The sequence below is a fragment of the Streptomyces sp. NPDC037126 genome (genome assembly GCF_055605965.1).
Genome location: NZ_JBVJTD010000002.1, coordinates 733,841 through 751,288 on the forward strand (window position 1 = coordinate 733,841; position 17,448 = coordinate 751,288).

At 71.5% G+C, this 17,448-nt stretch carries 16 protein-coding genes; 15 read left to right on the plus strand and 1 reads right to left on the minus strand.

All coding sequences use genetic code 11. The features are described from left to right. Positions 1–61 precede the first annotated feature (61 nt). Entirely contained in the window at positions 62–820 is a 759-nt protein-coding gene (locus ACZ7FF_RS08320) for a LuxR C-terminal-related transcriptional regulator (protein ID WP_470810481.1), read from the minus strand. Between the two features lie 513 nt (positions 821–1,333). Between ACZ7FF_RS08320 and ACZ7FF_RS08325 the strand changes: the two genes are divergently transcribed. From ACZ7FF_RS08325 to ACZ7FF_RS08395, 15 genes are all read left to right on the plus strand, one after another. Further along, complete coding sequence (locus ACZ7FF_RS08325) at positions 1,334–1,507, plus strand: hypothetical protein (RefSeq protein ID WP_470810483.1); 174 nt, start codon at positions 1,334–1,336, stop codon at positions 1,505–1,507. Continuing rightward, complete coding sequence (nudC, locus tag ACZ7FF_RS08330; RefSeq protein ID WP_470810484.1) at positions 1,500–2,420, plus strand: NAD(+) diphosphatase; 921 nt, start codon at positions 1,500–1,502, stop codon at positions 2,418–2,420. Before ACZ7FF_RS08325 ends, nudC begins: the two co-directional genes overlap by 8 nt. 208 nt (positions 2,421–2,628) lie before the next feature. After that, positions 2,629–3,858, plus strand: a complete 1,230-nt coding sequence (locus ACZ7FF_RS08335) for an ATP-grasp domain-containing protein (protein ID WP_470810486.1) — start codon at positions 2,629–2,631, stop codon at positions 3,856–3,858. Further along, positions 3,855–5,126: an ATP-grasp domain-containing protein gene (locus ACZ7FF_RS08340; RefSeq protein ID WP_470810488.1), complete on the plus strand. Its 1,272-nt coding sequence runs from the start codon at positions 3,855–3,857 to the stop codon at positions 5,124–5,126. Before ACZ7FF_RS08335 ends, ACZ7FF_RS08340 begins: the two co-directional genes overlap by 4 nt. 27 nt (positions 5,127–5,153) lie before the next feature. After that, a complete protein-coding gene (locus ACZ7FF_RS08345; RefSeq protein WP_470810489.1) occupies positions 5,154–6,446 on the plus strand; it encodes an ATP-grasp domain-containing protein in 1,293 nt (430 codons plus the stop codon). Between the two features lie 20 nt (positions 6,447–6,466). Continuing rightward, positions 6,467–7,735 (plus strand): ATP-grasp domain-containing protein, encoded by a 1,269-nt coding sequence (locus tag ACZ7FF_RS08350; protein ID WP_470810491.1) that lies wholly within the window; start codon positions 6,467–6,469, stop codon positions 7,733–7,735. Then, a complete protein-coding gene (locus ACZ7FF_RS08355) occupies positions 7,732–8,745 on the plus strand; it encodes an asparagine synthetase A (RefSeq protein ID WP_470810493.1) in 1,014 nt (337 codons plus the stop codon). Before ACZ7FF_RS08350 ends, ACZ7FF_RS08355 begins: the two co-directional genes overlap by 4 nt. Continuing rightward, positions 8,742–10,094: a glutamate synthase-related protein gene (locus tag ACZ7FF_RS08360; protein WP_470810495.1), complete on the plus strand. Its 1,353-nt coding sequence runs from the start codon at positions 8,742–8,744 to the stop codon at positions 10,092–10,094. Before ACZ7FF_RS08355 ends, ACZ7FF_RS08360 begins: the two co-directional genes overlap by 4 nt. After that, complete coding sequence (locus tag ACZ7FF_RS08365; RefSeq protein WP_470810496.1) at positions 10,091–10,900, plus strand: HalD/BesD family halogenase; 810 nt, start codon at positions 10,091–10,093, stop codon at positions 10,898–10,900. Before ACZ7FF_RS08360 ends, ACZ7FF_RS08365 begins: the two co-directional genes overlap by 4 nt. Positions 10,901–10,926: 26 nt before the next feature. After that, entirely contained in the window at positions 10,927–12,099 is a 1,173-nt protein-coding gene (locus ACZ7FF_RS08370; protein WP_470810498.1) for a fatty acid desaturase, read from the plus strand. Positions 12,100–12,119: 20 nt separating this feature from the next. Beyond that, positions 12,120–13,445: a phosphoribosylamine--glycine ligase gene (gene purD, locus ACZ7FF_RS08375; RefSeq protein ID WP_470810499.1), complete on the plus strand. Its 1,326-nt coding sequence runs from the start codon at positions 12,120–12,122 to the stop codon at positions 13,443–13,445. Between the two features lie 61 nt (positions 13,446–13,506). Continuing rightward, entirely contained in the window at positions 13,507–14,874 is a 1,368-nt protein-coding gene (locus tag ACZ7FF_RS08380; protein WP_470810500.1) for a diaminobutyrate--2-oxoglutarate transaminase, read from the plus strand. Then, the gene (locus ACZ7FF_RS08385; RefSeq protein ID WP_470810501.1) at positions 14,871–15,359 is read left to right on the plus strand and encodes a rhodanese-like domain-containing protein; all 489 of its coding nucleotides are present in this window, start codon (positions 14,871–14,873) and stop codon (positions 15,357–15,359) included. Before ACZ7FF_RS08380 ends, ACZ7FF_RS08385 begins: the two co-directional genes overlap by 4 nt. 134 nt (positions 15,360–15,493) lie before the next feature. Next, positions 15,494–15,955, plus strand: coding sequence for a cobalamin B12-binding domain-containing protein (locus ACZ7FF_RS08390; RefSeq protein ID WP_470810502.1), 462 nt, complete (start codon positions 15,494–15,496; stop codon positions 15,953–15,955). Beyond that, positions 15,955–17,313, plus strand: a complete 1,359-nt coding sequence (locus tag ACZ7FF_RS08395) for a methylaspartate mutase (RefSeq protein WP_470810503.1) — start codon at positions 15,955–15,957, stop codon at positions 17,311–17,313. Before ACZ7FF_RS08390 ends, ACZ7FF_RS08395 begins: the two co-directional genes overlap by 1 nt. The last annotated feature ends 135 nt before the right edge of the window (positions 17,314–17,448 follow it).

Genomic DNA, 17,448 nt, shown 5'->3' on the forward strand with positions numbered 1-17,448 from the left:
GGAGCCGGCCTCACGTCGTTTCCGCTCGCACCGATGTCGGCGGCGGTGCGTGGAAGTCGCGTCATTGCCCGGACATGAACAGCGAGTCAGGCTCCACGAGGGTGTCCCCGAGGACGCCCCTGCTCGCGATCAGATAGCCCAGCTGGGCGCGGCTGGTGCTGCCGAGCCGACGGGAGAGCCGGCTGGTGTGGTCGGCGACGGTCCGGCGGCTCATGCCCAGGTCCCGGGCGATCTTCTCCTCGGTGTAGCCGGTGATGAGCATCCGCGCGAGGGCGCGTTCGAGGTCTGAGGCCACCAGCTTGGGGCGCCGGTCGCGGGCGGGGGTCGCCGGGATACCGCGTGCCCAGGCGTGGTCGAAGACGTTCGACAGGAAGCGCACCACGGCGGGCTCCCTGATCTCCAGGGCCTCGTTCGCGTACTCCGAACTGGTGGGGATGAACGCTACGTTGCGGTCGCAGATGATCAGCCGGTCGAACATCTCGTCCAGCGTGCGCACCTCGCCGCCGGCTTCCACGATCCGGGATATGTACTCGAAGGTAGGTTGGTGCATTCGAACCGCGTGCTGGTAGAGCGTGCGCTGGCGCACTCCGCGCTCGATCAGCTCGACATTCCGCTGGAGCGAAGTCTCCAGGAGTTCCGCCGGGCGTCCGCCGCCGGGCTGCGCGGTCACGAGTTCGGTCGTGCACTCGCTGACCGCCTTGTCGATCGTGGCGGAAATCACATCGGCGCCGCGCAGCAGGGTGAAGCGGGGCAGCCTCGCTTCGGTCGCCTCGCCGTACGCGTGCTCCACCACGTCGAATATCTCGGTCAGTTCTTCCATGAGGCGCGTTCTGGCCGCCATCTCCTCGCGGTGCGGTCTCAGAGCGAGAGATGAGGCCACCGATGCGGGGACCGGCACCATCACATCACTGTCGGCGGCGAAGACGAGAAGGCCCAGTCGCAGGAGACACGGTGGAACCGCAGGTCCGGTCGTCTGGCCCTCGACCACTGCCTGCTGATACAGGCTCAGGCCCTGTTCACACGGACCGCGTCTGCCACAGTCGTCTGTTTCGCACACATACGACATGGTTTACCCCCTCACATGAGTGTGCGTTGCGCAGTCATGCTAGGACGCTCGGTTGCGTTGCCGGATGCCTCCTGTGAGACTTTCGAACAGCAAAAGCGGAGAGCGGAAACCGGCAACGAGAAGGAGCGGCCTCGGTTCCGGGAATTCAAAAGAGAATTCCGTAATTCTACGGATATTCGCTCGCGCGCCGCCGACTGCGACTTTCGCACAACCACGGTTCGCCACCAGAAACGTATGACCAGGGGGAAAGTGATGAAGAGGCGTTCGATGGCCTTGCTTCGCCAGGCGGGTGTCGGTGTGGTGTCGACGGCGGCCGCGCTGTTCGCCGTGGCAATGGCTCCCGCACCCGCTCCCGAGGCCGTCGGAAAGGTGACGGCCCAGGACCATGGCTGGGGCCCGGTCGCCCCACAGGACGCCGACACGGCGCGCGCACTTGTCTGACGCCCCCGCGGACGGCGAGGGGTACGCGGGGCTGGCCTACAACGACCCGCCGAGGATCCGGCCTCCCGGGGCCGGCCCCTCGACACCCTCGGCCGATGCGTGGCTCCTCCCGCTGTGGCGCGACCGCTGCCCGGTCCGGGAGGGGCGGCACCGGCTGCCGGTCTCGGACCCGGCCGGGCAGGCAGTCCTGGCCGCCGCGGACCGGACGGTCCTGCTCTCCGGCGCCGCGGGCGAGGAGCTCTGGGCGGCCGACCTCACCTCGCTCACCGAGGACCGGGCCGTCGCCGTGGCCGGCGCCGGTGAGAGCCTCGGTGTGCGCGCCCTGGTGGGCCGGCTGCCCGCTGCCGACAGCGCCCAACTCGCCCGTGCGGCGGGGCTGCTGTACTGGCACCGGACCCAGCGCTTCTGCGGGACCTGCGGTGCCGCCACCGAGGCCGGGGCGCAAGGGGCGTACCGCCTCTGCGCCGGCCCCGGCTGCGGAAAGGAGCTGTACCCGCGGCTGGAACCGGCCGTCATCGTCCTCGTGGAGGCCCCCGGCCCCGAACCCGCCTGTCTGCTCGCCCGGCACCGGGGAGCGGACGCCGACCACTACACACTGATCGCCGGCTTCGTCGAGGTCGGGGACAGCCTGGAAGGCGCGGTCCGCCGCGAACTCGCCGAGGAGGCGGGGGTCGTGGTGGATGCCGTCACCTATCAGGCCTCCCAGGCATGGCCGTTCCCCGCCGGGATCATGGTCGGCTTCCGCGCCGTGGCGCGCACCACCGACATCGAGGTCGACGGCAGCGAGCTCATCGACGCCCGCTGGTTCGGCCGTGCCGAGGTGGAGCGGCGAGCCGTGTCCGGCCCCGGTCTCGGTCCCGCCGACTCCATCGGACACGCCCTCCTCACCGCCTGGCTGGCCGACCGCCGCTGAGGTTCCTCGCCGGCGCCGGCGGCCGTCCCCGGCTCCGCACCGCACTTCGTCGCCATCCGCGTCCGTGCCCGCGTGCACGCGGTGTGCACCCACGCCCTGATCGCCTGCCCGCCAGGCGTCCCCCACCCGTGCGTCCGCCTGCCCTCGTGCCGGCGAACGTGCCCCATGCCCGATGCAACCCGTATGCCCGCAGCGAGAGTTGAGTCCAGTGGAAACCATTCTGATCGTCGGCGGACGTCCCGAGACGCTGGTCAAGGCCAAGGCGCTCGGCTTGCGCGTCCTCTTCCTCCAGCACCGCGACCGGATGATGCCCGGTCATGTCGAGGCCGCGGACGCCCTCTTCATGGTCGACTACACCGACTGGGAGCTCACGCGCCCGATCGTCGACGCCATCCACGACGTCTACAAGTTCACCAAGGTGATGTCGCTCGGTGAGCAGGCCATGGAGACCGTGGGCCGTATCAACGACCGGTTCGGCCTGGGCGGTACCCCGGAGGCAGTGTCCACCCTCTACAAGGACAAGCTGCTGATGCGGCGCCACCTGGCGGACAAGGGCGTGCCGAGCGTGCAGGCCGTCGAGGTCACCGACGCCGCTGCCATCGGCGAGTTCGGCCGGGAGCACGGCTACCCGGTGGTGCTCAAGCCCATCGACAACACCGCCAGCCGTGGTGTCGTCGTCATCGAGCGGGCCGAGGACGTCGACCGCGTCTGGGCGGAGGCGGTCGGTCTGCGCGAACGCGACGACCTCGTACTGGGCCAGTTCTTCCCCGTCGGCCGCTACCTGGTCGAGGAGTACCTGGACGGCCCCGAGTACAGCGTGGAGAGCTTCTCCTTCGACGGCCTGCACTCCGTCGTCGCCATCACGGAGAAGTACACCATCGGCGTGGTCGAGTCGGCGCACGCGCTGCCGGCCCGGCTGGCCCCCGGGACGGACGCCGGGATCGCCGACTACGTCCGGTCCTTCCACACGGCCATGGGTCTGCGCGACGGCGTCGCCCACACCGAGATCAAGCTCACCTCGAAGGGGCCGCGCGTCATCGAGTCCCACGACCGGCTGCCCGGCGAGCGCATCCCCGACCTGGTGATCAACGCGTACGGGATCGATCTGGAGCAGTACGCCTGTGGCGCGCCCTTCGGACTGCTGCCGGTCCTGCCCGAGCGCCCGACCGCGAACCGGGCCGCCGCCACCACCTTCCTGCGGGCCGTACCGGGCGTGGTGACCGGGTTCGCGGGTACCGACGAGGTGCTCGACGACCCCGACCTCATCGAACTCGACCTGTTCGTGCGCCCCGGCGACCGCGTGGTCGAGGTCGTCGACAACTTCGACCGCAGCGGCCAGGTGCTCGTCACCGGCCCCGACACCGCGACCGCCGCCGCGACCGCGGACAGGCTCGCCGCCCTGATAACCGTCGAGACCACCCCGGAGCCGCGCCCGTGAGCTCCCACGTGGTCTTCGTCGAGTGCAACCTGAGCGGCTCGGGTTTCGAGGCGCTGGCCGCCGCCAAGCGGCTGGGCCACCGCGTCTCCTTCCTCACCCGCGATCTGGCGTCCTACCTCGGTGCGGTCGGCGAGGGTCTCGACCTGGCCCTCATCGACCGGGTGGTGCACTGCGACACGGACGACACCGACGCCGTGGTGGCCGCGGCGCGCGAGGCGGGACGCGAGCGGTCCCTCGACGCGATCCTGACGATGAGCGAATGGCACGTCCAGGTCACGTCGGAGGCCGCGCGCCGGCTGGGTCTGGCCGGGTCCGAACCGGAGGCGGTCGCCGCGGCCCGGGACAAGTCCCGCACCCGCCGGCTCTGCCGGGCGGCCGGGGTGCCGATCCCGGCGTTCCGCCGGGTGGAGCACGGCGAACCCCTCGGCGACGCCGACATCCCCGTACCGTGCATCGTCAAGCCGGTCGACGAACTCCTCAGCATCGGGGTCAAGCTGTGCGCGACCACCGCCGAGGCACGGGCGCACGTCCGCCACCTGCTGGAGGAGCGCAGCCAGACCTACCGCGGCCGGCCGCGCACCCGCGCCGTGCTCGTCGAGGAGTACCTGGACGGCCCCGAGTACAGCGTCGAGACGCTGACGTACCGGGGCAGCACCCAGGTGCTGGCGGTCACCCGCAAGCTGCTCTCGCCCCCGCCGGCCTTCGTGGAGACCGGCCACGCGGTCCCCGCCCCGCTGGACCCCGACGTACGGGCGGCCTGCGAACACGTCGCCGTCCAGGCGCTCGCGGCGATCGGCTACACCTTCGGCTCGGCCCACGTCGAACTGCGGGTCACCGCGTCCGGGCCCAGGCTGATCGAGGTCAACTGCCGCCCCGGCGGCGACCGCATCACCCGGCTCGTCGCCCTGGCCACCGGCGTCGACATGGTCTCCGAGCAGATCGGCATGCACCTCGGCCGCCGGCCCGACCTGTCCGGCCGCGCCGGCCGCGCCGACCGGGGTGCCGCGATCGTCTTCCTGCCCAGCACCGCCGGGCGCATCGACGAGATCACCGGCGTCGCGGGGGCCCGCGCGCAGGAGGGCGTCGTCGACGTCCAGCTCTACGTCGAGCCCGGTACCGAGACCGGAACCAGCGGCGACAACACCGACCGGTTCGGACACGTCATCGCGGTCGGTCCGACCAGTACGGCCGCCCTGGAACGCGCCGAAGCCGCCGCCAGGTCGCTCACCTTCACACTCGCCGAGGCCGCGGACGCGTACGCCGTCTGAAGCGCCCCGCCCCCGAACAGGAACACCATGACTCCCACGTTCGTCATGCTCGAAATGCTCAACCCGATGCTGGAGGTCGCCCGCGCGGCCAAGGCCCGGGGCCTGCGGCTCGTCGTGATCAACAGCACTCCGCTCCAGACCGAGGGCCCCTACGCGGTTCCCGAGGGCTTCGTCGACGAGCTGATCAGTGTCGACTCCTGGGCCGATCCGCTGGAGATCGAGAAGGTCCTGCTGGAGGTGCACGACCAGAACCAGGTGGTCGGCACCTACGCGGGCTTCGAGCCGGTCCTGCCGTACGACGCGATGCTGCGCGAGCTGGCCGGCCTGCCGAACTCCGGCGCGGACAACCTGCGCGCCCTCCTCGACAAGAACCAGGTCCGCGACCGGCTGCGCGAACACGGCCTCACCACGCTCGGTTCGGCCACTCTGGAAGAGGCCCTCACCTGGACCGAGTGGCCCTGGGCCGGACGGGCCGTCCTCAAGCCCGCCAACGGCACGGGCAGCGCGCTGTGCTTCATCGTCGCGGACCTCGACGAACTGAGGGCGGCCGTCGCCGGCTTCGGTGAGGTCGACATCGCCAACCCGCTGATGCGCGAGTACATCACGAACACCCGTGGCTACGTCCTGGAGGAGGAGGCCAAGGGCGAGCTGCTGTCGGTGGAGTCCCTGGTCTGCCGGGGCGAGGTGCATCCGGTCGGTCTGATGGGCCGCTACGTGCTGGCCAAGGACCCGGTCGTGGAGATGGGCTTCCAGTTCCCCTACCACCACCCGCGTCTCGCCGAGGTCTTCGAGAAGGCCAAGGAGATCCACCGGGTGATGGGCTTCCACAACGGCGCCACGCAGATCGAGATGATGGTGCCCGAGGAAGGCCCCGTCGAGCTGATCGACTTCAACCCCCGGCTGGCCGGCACCGCTTCGATGGTGCTGTTCGGGGAGGCGTACGGGATCCCGTACGCGGAGCTCCTGGCCGCGCTCGGCCTCGGAGAGGAGGTCGACTTCGGCTTCGTCGGGAACACCGTCCGCTACGGCTCGGAGATGATCCTGCTCCCGCCGCCCGGGCTCACCCGCTTCGAGTCGGTCGAGTTCCCCGATCCCACCTTCTGCCACCGCCGCCCCCGCAAGCCCGGCGACCGGCTCTCCGGCCGGGCCGACCAGCTCGACGGTGTCGGCATGTTCGTCATCACCGCGGACACCGCCGCCGAGTTGCACACCGCGGCTCTGCGGGCACGGCGCGAGACGCGGGTCAACGGCGAGCCCCTCGGCGACAACGAGAACAACGTGCTGGCCGCCTCCGCGTACATCGGCCGGGACCTCGCCTGACCCTCCCTGGAGCAATCACCATGAAGACCGCAGTCATCCTGTCCGCCCGCGGCATGCCGATGTTCCGGCCGGACCTGATCGAGGACCAGGCCGGCAAGCGCCTCGTCCTGATCGTCTCCGAGACCGAGTGGGCGGCCACCCCCGACTCCGTGCGGACCCATTTCGACCAGGTGTTCGTCGAGCCGTGCGCGTACGACGACCCGCCGCCCCTGCTCACCTCGGCCGTCGAGCCGGGCGCCGTCCGCCGGGCGCTGAAGGAGATCGTCGCCCCCGTCGGCCCCGACGCCGTCACCCTGCACTGCTACGACGAGCTGTTCATGATGTTCGCGGCCGAGCTGCGCGCCGAGTTCGGGCTCGGCGGCCCGCACCCGGCGGACATGCTCCCGTACCGCGACAAGTGCGTGATGAAGGAGCGGCTGGTCGGCTCCGGAGTGCGCTTCCCCCGCTTCCACCGCTTCGACAAGGAGCGCTACACGCGGGACCGGTCCGGCTGCTTCACCTGGATCGTGGCCGAGGTGGGCCTGCCGTTCATCCTCAAGCCGGTCGACTCGGCCGGCAGCGAGGGAGTCCACCGGGTCGACACGCTCGCCGACTTCGTGGCGCTGCCGGACTCCTTCGAGGGCGAGTTCGAGGTCGAGGAGTTCGTCACCGGCACCATGTACAGCGTCAACCTCGTGACGGAGGGCGGCCGGACCGTCTTCGCCGGGGTGACCGAGTACCTGGTCAACACGCTCGAAGTGGTCCAGGGCCGGGTGAACGCCGACATCAACCTGCGGGACGACGACCCCCGGGTGCCCCGCATGGTCGCCTTCGCCGAACGGGCACTGGACGCCCTCGGCCGGCTGGACGGGTCCACTCACCTGGAGCTGTTCCTCACCCCGCGCGACGAACTCGTCTTCCTGGAGGTCGGCGCCCGGTTCAAGGGCCTGGCGGGGCTTGCCGCGATGCAGCGCAACTACGCCGCCGCCATCGTCAACATGACGCTCCAGGCCGAGTCCGGCATCGTCAGCCGTCCCTACCCGCACTCCCCCGAGTTCTGCTTCGACGCGGTGATCCCCAAGCGAGCCGGGTTCGTGGAGCGGCTCAACGAGCCGCGGATCGACAGCCCCTTCGAGATCAACTGGAAGGTCCGGGAGGGCGACGAACTCGCCTCGACCGACTCGCTGTTCACCGCCGGCGGCACCTTCCTGGTCTGGAACCAGGACTACGAGGCCCTCTACCGCGACTTCTACGCGCTCGCGGACTACCAGCCGATCACCTACCGCCAGCCGGAGGACGAGCCCGCGTGACCATCGCCCCGACCGAGACCCCCCAGGGCAGGGACCTGCTCCCCACCGCAACACGGGAACACCTCACATCGGAGAACACCCGCGCCGTGCTGCGCATCCAGCAGCGCATCCTCGCGGCGACCCGGGAACTGCTGACCGGCGACGGCTTCGCCGAACTGCTGCCGCCCGTGATCGGACCGGTGACCGACCCCGGCGCCCGTGGTGCCAAGCAGGTCGACATCGACTTCTACGGCCACCGCTGGAAGCTGATGACCAGCGGCATCCTCTACAAGCAGGCGTCCCTGCTCACCTTCGACAAGATCTTCAACGTCGCGCCCAACGTGCGCCTGGAGCCGCTGGAGACCGCCACCACCCACCGTCACCTGGTGGAGTTCCACCAGATCGACGTCGAGATCGCCGGGGCGAGCCGCGAGCAGGCCATGGCCGTCGCCGAGAAGGTCGTCTCCGGCGCCGCGGCCGCCGTCCTCGCGGACCTGCCCGGCGAGCTCGCGCTCCTGGGCCGCGACACCGACGCGCTGCGGCGCACCGCCGAGGGCGCCTTCGACCGCATCGGCCACGACGAGGCCGCCGCACGGCTGCACCGCCTCGGTCACCCGCAGGACGAGGGCGCCGAACTCGACTGGGTCGGCGAGGAACTGCTGTCCCGTCACGCGGAGCGCGGGTTCTTCGTCGTCGACTACCCGAAGGGCTCCCGCGGCTTCTACGACCGGGAGGACTCCGAACGGCCCGGGGTGCTGCGCAACTTCGACCTCGTGCTCCCCGAGGGCTTCGGCGAGGTCATCAGCGGCAGCGAACGCGAGGCCGACTATGTGCGGCTGCTCACCCGGATCCGGGAGACCGGCGAGAACCCGGCGAAGTACAAGTGGTACCTCGACCTCGCCCGGGAGGGCCTGCCCGCCAGCGCCGGCTTCGGCATCGGCCTGGAGCGGCTGACCCGCTACATCGCCGGCCTGGACGCCGTGTGGCAGGCCACCGCCTTCCCGAAGCTCCCCGGCGTGGTGTCCCCGTGACCGGCCTGACCGCGCCCGGCTGGGCCGAGGACCGGATCCGCGACCGCGCCCGCACCGGCGAGGCGGCCGTGTTCCCCGACCGGGCCGGCTACGGCAGCGTGCTGTTCGGCGCGGGCTGCGGGGAAGGCGCCGCCGCCGGGTCCGGGGACCAGCTGGACGCCCTGCGGCTGGTGCCGCCGGTGTTCGTGCCGCACCGGCTGGAGCGGATGATGGAGCTCGGCGAGGAGCCGGGTCCCCAACACGTAGAACTGGAGCGCGAGTTCGGCGGCTTCCGTGTTCCGCTCCCGGTGTACGTGAGCGCGTTCGGTTCCACCCGGGTGGCCGCCTCCGACCTGGGCGTCGCGGTCAGCCGGCAGGCGGGCCGGCTCGGCATCCCGATGGTCGTCGGCGAGAACGTGGTGCCGGTCGGCGGATACGGCAGGCGGTCCGGGGACAGCGGGCGGGGCTCGCTGCTGTCCCGGATCACCGCTTACCAGGAGGCGGGCGGGTCGGCCGGCGGCGTGGTCGTCCAGCAGTCCACCCAGGACGCCGACGCCGAGGTGTGGAACCTGGTCTACAGCGACCCGACCGCCTCCCGCCTGCTGGACGAGGGCCGGCTGGCCTTCGAACTGAAGGTCGGCCAGGGCGCGAAGCCCGGCCTGGGCGGACTGACCCTGATCGACCGGGAGGCCGCGGCCCGGCTGGCCGGCCAGTACCGGACCGAGGACGTCTACGGGGAGCAGGCCGGCACCGTGCTCCGCTACGGCACTCCCGGCACCTTCACCGAGGAGATCCTGCGCCAGCAGGTCCGGCTGATGCGCAACAACTACCCGCGCGCCCGCGTGTGGGTGAAGCTGCCGCCGGGCCGCGACGTCGCCGCCGCCGCCCGGACCGCCTGGGCGGCGGGCGCGGACGCGGTCACCGTCGACGGGGCCGAGGGCGGCAGCGGCTGGGCACCGTCGGCCTTCTTCGACCAGGTCGGCCTTCCCCTGGGGGAGTGCCTGTCCCGGATCTCGGCAGGGGGCCGCGATCTGCTGGCCTCCGGCCGGATCTGGGAGGGCGGCCGGGCCGTGAAGTGCCTGGCCCTCGGCGCGAGTGCCGTCGGCCTGGGCCGGGCGGCCCTGCTCGCCGCGGACGAGGACCCGCAGGAGGGTCTGGTCCGCCTCGTCGCCGCGCTCCGGCTGGAGCTGCGGCTGCTCCTGAGCGCACTCGGCAAGTACCGCCCGCAGGACCTTTCGAGCGAGGACGTCTGGCTGCCGCAGCCGCTGTTCCTCCCCTCCACGCCCCCTCCCCTCACCGCACCGACGACGCATCCGGGCCGGACGGCGCAGTCGACGACCGGCCCCCTGACATCCGGAGCCACTTCATGACCTCCCTCAGCACCGAACAGTCCTCGACGACGGAGCGGGTGAGCGCCCGGTCCCTCGGCACGCTCCTCGACGAGCACCTGCGTGGGCACTACTCCGCCGCCGACCGCGAGCGGCTGCGCGAGCAGTTCCGTAGCGAGCACCTGGTCCCGCTGCGCGGCTTCCTGTCCCCCGAACTCCTCGACGCCATGCGGGCCGAGGCCTTCGGGATCATGGACGGGCACGGCGTGCAGCGCGACCTGACGCTCGAGATCACCGACGGGACCCCGCGCCACATGCGGACCGTGGGCCAGCCGGTCATCAAGGAGCACGGGCCGCTGATCGACGCGTTCTACTTCTCGCCCAGCACCAAGGACTTCATGTCCGGGATCGTCGGGGAGGAGGTCTTCACCTGCCCCTACGCCGGCGAGCACTACGTGATCAGCCGGCTGGACCGCTCCGGCGACACGCACGGCTGGCACTGGGACGACTACACGTACGGCTTCATCCTCGTCCTGGAGGCCCCCGACTACCGCGACGGCGGCTTCATCCAGGGCGTGCCGCACACGTCCTGGGACAAGGAGAACCCCGATGTGTACGGGGCGCTGCTGAAGAGCCGGGTGCACTCGTACCACATGGCCGCGGGTGACGCGTACATCGTCAAGACGGACACCACGATGCACCGCGTGCACCCGATCCGGGGCGAGGCCCGCCGCACGATCGTGAACATGACCTGGGTCTCGGCGGAGGACCTCACCACACCCCGCACCCATGAGACCAACGACATCCTCTTCGGCGGGGCCGGAGCGGACCCCGTCTCCCAGAAGTGAGCACGGTGAGAAGGGCGAAGCACGACATGACGACGCACGACATGACGACACAGCCGGACACCCAGCCGCGGACGATCTCCCCGCGCGAGACCATGAGGGGCTTCCCGGCCTTCTTCCAGCCCTACCTGACCTGGGTGACCGGGACCCCGCTGGACGGCGGCAGGCAGATCATCAGCTGGAGCCCCAACAAGGCCGGTGTGCTGGGCCTGTTCCAGATCGCCGGCGGGATCGCGCTGGGCGCATGGGCCCTGCACCCCTTCACCGGCTGGTCGCTTCCGCTGCTGGTCCTGGCCACGCTGCTGACCACCGGCGGCATGCGCCGCCTCGACGTGGTGATCGTCCACCAGACCCTGCACCGCATGTTCGCCAGGTCCCACACGGTCAACCGGGTCGTCGGCGAGCTGATCACCACGGTGTTCTGGCGCTCCCCGTACGACGAGAACCGGCGTGAGCACCTGCTCCACCACCAGTTCCCCTGCTCGATGAAGGACGCCGACACCCGCTACCTGCTGAGCACCGGCATGCGCCCGGGCATGTCGCGTGCGGAGTACCGGCGTTACCTGTGGGGGACGCTGTTCTCGCCCAGGCACCACTGGAACTTCTCCTCGGGCCGGATCAGGTCCAACTTCGCCGGTCCCCTGCCCCGCTACCGGCTCGTGATGTCGCTGGTGTGGCTGGCCGCGAGCGTCGCCTTCGTGGCGCTGACCGGATGGTGGCTCGAGTACCTGGTGCTGTGGATCCTGCCGCTGTCGGTGTGCTTCCAGGGGGCGACGTTCCTCTACACCCACACCGAGCACCGCTGGTGGATCTTCTCCAACGCGGAGAAGCTCACCAAGCGGGAGCGGGACCTGCTGACCTTCGGCCGCATGTGCGGCGAGCCGGTGCCGGGACCGGAGGTCCGCGGCGCGGCCCGGCGGGCCGGCGCCTGGACCAACTGGTGGTTCCGGATCCTCGTCGTGCACCCCGCGTACCGGATGTTCGTGCTGGTCGGCGACACCGTGCAGCACGATCTGCACCACATCCACCCGAACTGCGACTGGGCGAACTCCGCCTACGTGCGCAACCAGGACATCGCCGAGGGCTCCGACCGCTACAGCGACGTGTGGGGTTCGCTGGCGGACCACCTGTACGAGGCCGGCATGGTCGACCAGTCGCTGGACCGGTTGCTGACTCCCGAGCGGACGAGTGACCAACGGTGACACAAGCCAGGGAGCACATCATGGGGGAGCGCCGGATCCTGGTACTGGACGGCACCGGCCGCGGCCACGCCGTCTGCGAGTTGTTCACCCGCACCGACCCCGACGTCGTCGTGTACTACGCACCGGGCTGCGACGTCATCGAGCACGAGCGGATCATCCCGGTGGGCACGCTGCCGCTCACCAACCCGCGGCCGACGATCGAGTTCCTGGAACGGCACCAGGTCGAGTTCGTCTTCGTCTCCAACATCGACGCCCTGTCCCGCGGCTTCGTGGAGGTCCTGCGTGCCTTCGGGCACCGGGTGATCGGCCCGACCTCCGAGGCGGCCGAACTGGAGTCCAGCAAGGAGCGCGGCAAGCGCTTCTGCCTGGACCACGGGATCCCGATCGCGCCGTACCGGTCCTTCACCGATCCCGAGGCGGCCAAGGAGTACATCCGCTCGCTGCCCTACGCGTGCGTGGTCAAGATCGACGTACTCACCCCCGACGGGGACGGTGCGGTGGTCTGCGACAACGAGGGGGAGGCGACCGCGGCCGTGGACGCGTTCGCCCGCGCGTACGGCGGCCGGTTCAAGGTCGTCGTCGAGCAGCGGCTCACCGGGCAGGAACTCTCCGTGTTCGCCCTGCTCGACGGGGAGAGCGCGCTGCTCTTCCCCACCGCGCTGGACTACAAGCGCACGCTGGAGCAGAACGCCGGCGGCAACTGCGACGGCATGGGCTCGATCGCGCCGCACCCGGCCGCGAGCGAGGCGCTGCAGCAGGAGATCCGCACGGTGCTGCTGGAGCCGCTGATGCGGGGAATCGCACGGGACGGCCTGGACTTCACCGGGTTCGTCTACCTCGGCACCATGATCACCGAGGAGGGGCTGCGGGTCATCGAGATCAACGCCCGTTTCGGTGACTCCGAGGCCGAGGCGGTCCTGCCCGGCGTGCGGAGCTCGTTCACCGCACTGTGCGAGGCCGTGCTGGAGCGCCGGCTGCACCTCCAGGAGCTCAGGACGGACGGCCTCGCCCGCTGCTCGGTGGCGCTCACCCAGGGCTGCCTGGACGTCATGGACCCCGAGGCGCTGCCCGGTTGGCCCTTCGGCGCGTTCGAGACGGGCCAGGAGGTCCACGGCCTGGACGCGCCGGACCGCCGCGAGGCGGACGTCTTCTACGCCAACCTGCGCCGGGACGCCTCGGACAGGCCGGTCACCTCGGGCGGCCGGGTGCTGCACGTCGTCGGCCGCGGCGCCACGGCCGACTCGGCCCGGCAGGCCGCGTACCGGCAACTCGGGCACATCTCCTTCCGCGGCATGCGCTACCGGGACGACATCGGGGCCGAACCCGCCGTCGTCGTCCCCCACTGACCCTGTCACGAGTCCTGGAACCCCAGGCGGTTAGGCGGTAACAGCAATGACAGTCACGACCATGCCGGTCACGCACTCCGGGCCGGTGCACATACCGGCGCCGGCGCTTGCGCCGGACGCCGGTACGACGGTGGAGCGCCACGAATCGCAGGTGCGGTCCTACGCCCGCTCCTTCCCGGACGTCTTCACCTCCGCCAAGAACGAGCTGCTGCGCTCTGCCGACGGCACCGAGTACCTCGACTTCCTCGCCGGTGCGGGGACCCTCAACTACGGGCACAATCCGGAGCCGGTCAAGCAGCGGCTGATCGAACATCTCCAGGCCGACGGCCTCACCCACGGCCTCGACCTGGTCACCACGGCCAAGGCGGACTTCCTCGACGTCTTCTCCCGGCACATCCTCGCCCCCCGTGGCCTGGAGTACCGGATCCAGTTCCCCAGCCCCTCCGGCACCAACGCGGTGGAGGCGGCCCTCAAACTGGCCAGGCTGGCCACCGGGCGGGCTCCGGTGGTGGCCTTCAGCGGCGGCTTCCACGGAGTGAGCACCGGAGCCCTCGCGGCGACCGGTTCCGCGCACTACAAGCAGGGCCTGTACGGGACCTTCCCGAACACCGTCCACCTGCCCTACCCGGACTCCCCGCTCGGCGAGTTCGACTCCCTCGACCTGCTCCGGCGCCTGGTGGAGGACCCCTCCGCGGGCATCGAGAAGCCGGCCGCCGTGCTGCTGGAGACCGTGCAGGGCGAGGGTGGCGTCTACGTCGCACCCGAGGAGTTCCTGCGCGGGCTCAGGGAGTTCTGCGCCAGGCACGGCATCCTCCTCGTCGTCGACGACATCCAGGCGGGCTGCGGCCGTACCGGTGCCTTCTTCTCCTTCGAACGGGCCGGTATCGCCCCGGACATCGTCACGCTGTCCAAGTCCATCAGCGGTTACGGGCTGCCCATGTCCGTCGTGCTCATCAAGCCCGAGTACGACATCTGGCTGCCCGGCCAGCACAACGGCACCTTCCGCGGCAACCAGCTCGCCTTCGTGGGCGCCGCGGAGGTCATCCGGCACTACTGGGCGGACGGCCCGGACGGGGCGTTCGCGCGGGCGGTGCGGAGCAAGGGCCGGACGGCCGTGGAGTTCCTGAACGCCACCCTCACCGCCCGGCACCCGATCGCCCTGCGGGGCCTCGGCCTGATGCTCGGACTGGACTTCACCCGCGCCGAGGGCGTCCACGCGGCCGACGTGTCCCGGCTCTGCTTCCAGGAGGGGCTGATCGTGGAGACCTGCGGACGCGCGGACGAGGTCCTCAAGCTGCTGCCGCCGCTCACCGTCACCGAGGAGAGCCTGCGGCGCGGCCTGGAGACCGTGGTGCGGGTCGTGGACCGCCTCGCCGGTCTCCGCACGGACGCGAACAGCGGAGCCGGAGCGGCGGTGGTGTCGGCGTGAGCCAGGACCTGTGGACCGAGATGTCCGACGAGGAGCACCGCGTCCTCGGCATCCGGCCGGCCGAACCGCGCGAGGCGCTCGCGTACTTCACCGGCCGGCTGCGGTTCGAGACCGACCCGTACGACGTGCGCGCCGACCTCACGGCGGGACTGGGCGGGTTCGTCGTCCTGGACGTGCGCAGGCGGCCGGCCTACGACGCCGAGCACGTGGCCGGTGCGGTGCACTTCTCGCACCACGACATGACCCCGCAGGCCCTGGCCGCGCTCGACCCCGCCCAGGTCTACGTCACCTACGGCTGGGGCCCCGGATGCAACGGGGGCACCCGCGCGGCCGCCAAGCTGGCCGCGGCCGGGCTGCGGGTCAAGGAGATGATCGGCGGGCTGGAGTACTGGAAGCGCGGCGGCTACCCGACGGCCCGGGCCGAGGCCCGGCCGGACCGGTCCGCGGCCGCCGCCCCGGCCCTCCTCAACGGCTGCACCGTCTGACCCTGCCCCGCCCCGACGCCCGCTGCCGCCGCCACACCGCCCTCGGGCGTGGCGGCGGCAGCGCGCTGTCCGGCACCCCCGGGCGCCCCCGTCCCGGGCTCCCGCCAGCTCCGCGAGAGGAACAGCACACCGTGATGGCGCAGCTCTCCCCGACAGGCCGACGCATTCTGCTGTCGACGGTCTCCTCGGACTCCCATACCTGGAACCTCGTGTTCCTCCAGCTCCTGCTGGAGGAGCTGGGGTACGAGGTCGTGAACCTGGGCCCGTGCGTGCCCGACGACCTGCTCATCGAGACCGCGGCCGCCGAACGGCCCGACGCGATCGTCATCAGCACCGTCAACGGCCACGGCTGGCTCGACGGCGCCCGGCTGATCCGGGCCGTGCGCTCCGATCCGCGGACCGGAGCGATCCCCGCCATGATCGGAGGCAAACTGGGCACCCAGGGCAGCGACGACACCTCGTACGTCGGGGAACTCGCCGAGGCGGGGTTCGACGCCGTGTGCGTGGACGGGGCGCCCGAGACGGCCCTGCGGTCCTTCCTCGGTGCCCTGCCCGCCGCCGCACCGGTCCGTGCCCTGGCCACCGGGACCTCCTGATGAACAGTCCAGCCGTCCGCGGCGGCCTCGGGGTCGCCCCCGCCCCCGGCTCGCGCGACCTGGGGGAGTACGTCCGCCGCCACTGCGGCAGCGACCTGATCGTCCAGCCCCGCATGGGCATGTCCGACCCCCGGGAGATGGCCGCCGGGATACGCGCGGTGGCCGGTGCCCGCGCCCGCACCGTCGCCACCCTCACCATCGACAGCTACACCCGGGTCGGCGACGAAGCCGGGGCGCGAGCCGCTCTCGCCCGCGGTGGCCGGCTCAACGGGTACCCCATCACCGTCCACGGCCCCGAGCTGACGGCCGCCGTCGCGGCCGCGGCGGGCGACCGGCCCGTCCAGGTGCGGCACGGCTCGGCCGGCCCGGGCGCCATCTTCCGCACCCTGGTCCGCGCCGGGCTCTCGGCCAGCGAGGGCGGCCCCGTCTCGTACTGCCTGCCCTACGGACGCACCCCGCTCGCCGAGTCCGTGGCCCACTGGCGGGACGCCACCGCGCAACTGGCGGACGAGTGCGCCGCGCTCGGCCGACGGGCCCACCTGGAGACCTTCGGCGGCTGCCTGCTGGGCCAGCTGTGCCCGCCCTCGCTCCTCGTCGCCGTGAGCCTGCTGGAGTCCATGTTCTTCGTGCAGCAGGGCGTCACCAGCGTCTCCCTGAGCTACGCCCAGCAGACCCACCCGGTGCAGGACCTGGAGGCGCTCGCCGCACTGCGCCGGCTCGCGGACACCTACCTGCCCGGGCACGTCGACCGGCACCTGGTGCTCTACACCTACATGGGCGTCTTCCCCGCCACGCAGGCCGGCGCCGAACTGCTGACGGACCGCAGCGCCGAACTGGCCGCGCTGGCCGGGGTCGAGCGCCTGATCGTGAAGACACCGGCCGAGGCGCACCGGCTGCCCACGGTGCCGGAGAACGTGCGCTCGCTGCGCCGGGCCGCGGAGGCCGCCGCCCGCAGCCGCTCGGCCCACGAGCTGCCGCGGGCGCACCAGACGGACCACGCGGGAGTGCTGGCCGAGGCGAACGCGCTCGTCGAGGCGGTGCTGGAGCTGTCCGACGACATCGGCAGCGCGCTGCTGCACGCCTTCCGCAGGGGCCTGCTGGACGTGCCGTTCTGCCTGCACCGGGACAACCGCGGCGCCACTCGCAGTGCCATCGACGCCGAGGGCCGGCTGGTCTGGGCCGACCAGGGTGCCCTGCCGCTCCCCCGCCCCGCACGCGCGGGCAGGCGGCGGGTGACCGCGGCCCAGCTGCTGACCATGCTCCGGCACACCGCGGACCAGTACGACACGCTGGGGGCCGCTGCGGGACTGCGGGAAGCCCCGCCCGGCGCACCGGGCGCGCTGCCCACCGCCTCCTGAACGCCCGGGTGTCGCGGGCGGACACGGCCGTACGACGGGGGCGGGTCTTGAACCTGGTGTTCGTGCCGCCCCCCTCCCCTTTGGTGTCCCCTTCCCCCCCCGGCTTGTGTTTGACCCCGCCCCCCGGAGTCTTTT

Excerpts from the sequence above, each read along its gene's own strand:
- ACZ7FF_RS08320 (WP_470810481.1), bottom strand. The coding sequence starts at position 820 with ATGGAAGAACTGACCGAGATATTCGACGTGGTGGAGCACGCGTACGGC.
- ACZ7FF_RS08325 (WP_470810483.1), top strand. The coding sequence starts at position 1,334 with ATGGCCTTGCTTCGCCAGGCGGGTGTCGGTGTGGTGTCGACGGCGGCC.
- ACZ7FF_RS08345 (WP_470810489.1), top strand. The coding sequence starts at position 5,154 with ATGACTCCCACGTTCGTCATGCTCGAAATGCTCAACCCGATGCTGGAG.
- ACZ7FF_RS08350 (WP_470810491.1), top strand. The coding sequence starts at position 6,467 with ATGAAGACCGCAGTCATCCTGTCCGCCCGCGGCATGCCGATGTTCCGG.
- ACZ7FF_RS08365 (WP_470810496.1), top strand. The coding sequence starts at position 10,091 with ATGACCTCCCTCAGCACCGAACAGTCCTCGACGACGGAGCGGGTGAGC.
- ACZ7FF_RS08370 (WP_470810498.1), top strand. The coding sequence starts at position 10,927 with ATGACGACGCACGACATGACGACACAGCCGGACACCCAGCCGCGGACG.
- purD (WP_470810499.1), top strand. The coding sequence starts at position 12,120 with ATGGGGGAGCGCCGGATCCTGGTACTGGACGGCACCGGCCGCGGCCAC.
- ACZ7FF_RS08380 (WP_470810500.1), top strand. The coding sequence starts at position 13,507 with ATGCCGGTCACGCACTCCGGGCCGGTGCACATACCGGCGCCGGCGCTT.
- ACZ7FF_RS08390 (WP_470810502.1), top strand. The coding sequence starts at position 15,494 with ATGGCGCAGCTCTCCCCGACAGGCCGACGCATTCTGCTGTCGACGGTC.
- ACZ7FF_RS08395 (WP_470810503.1), top strand. The coding sequence starts at position 15,955 with ATGAACAGTCCAGCCGTCCGCGGCGGCCTCGGGGTCGCCCCCGCCCCC.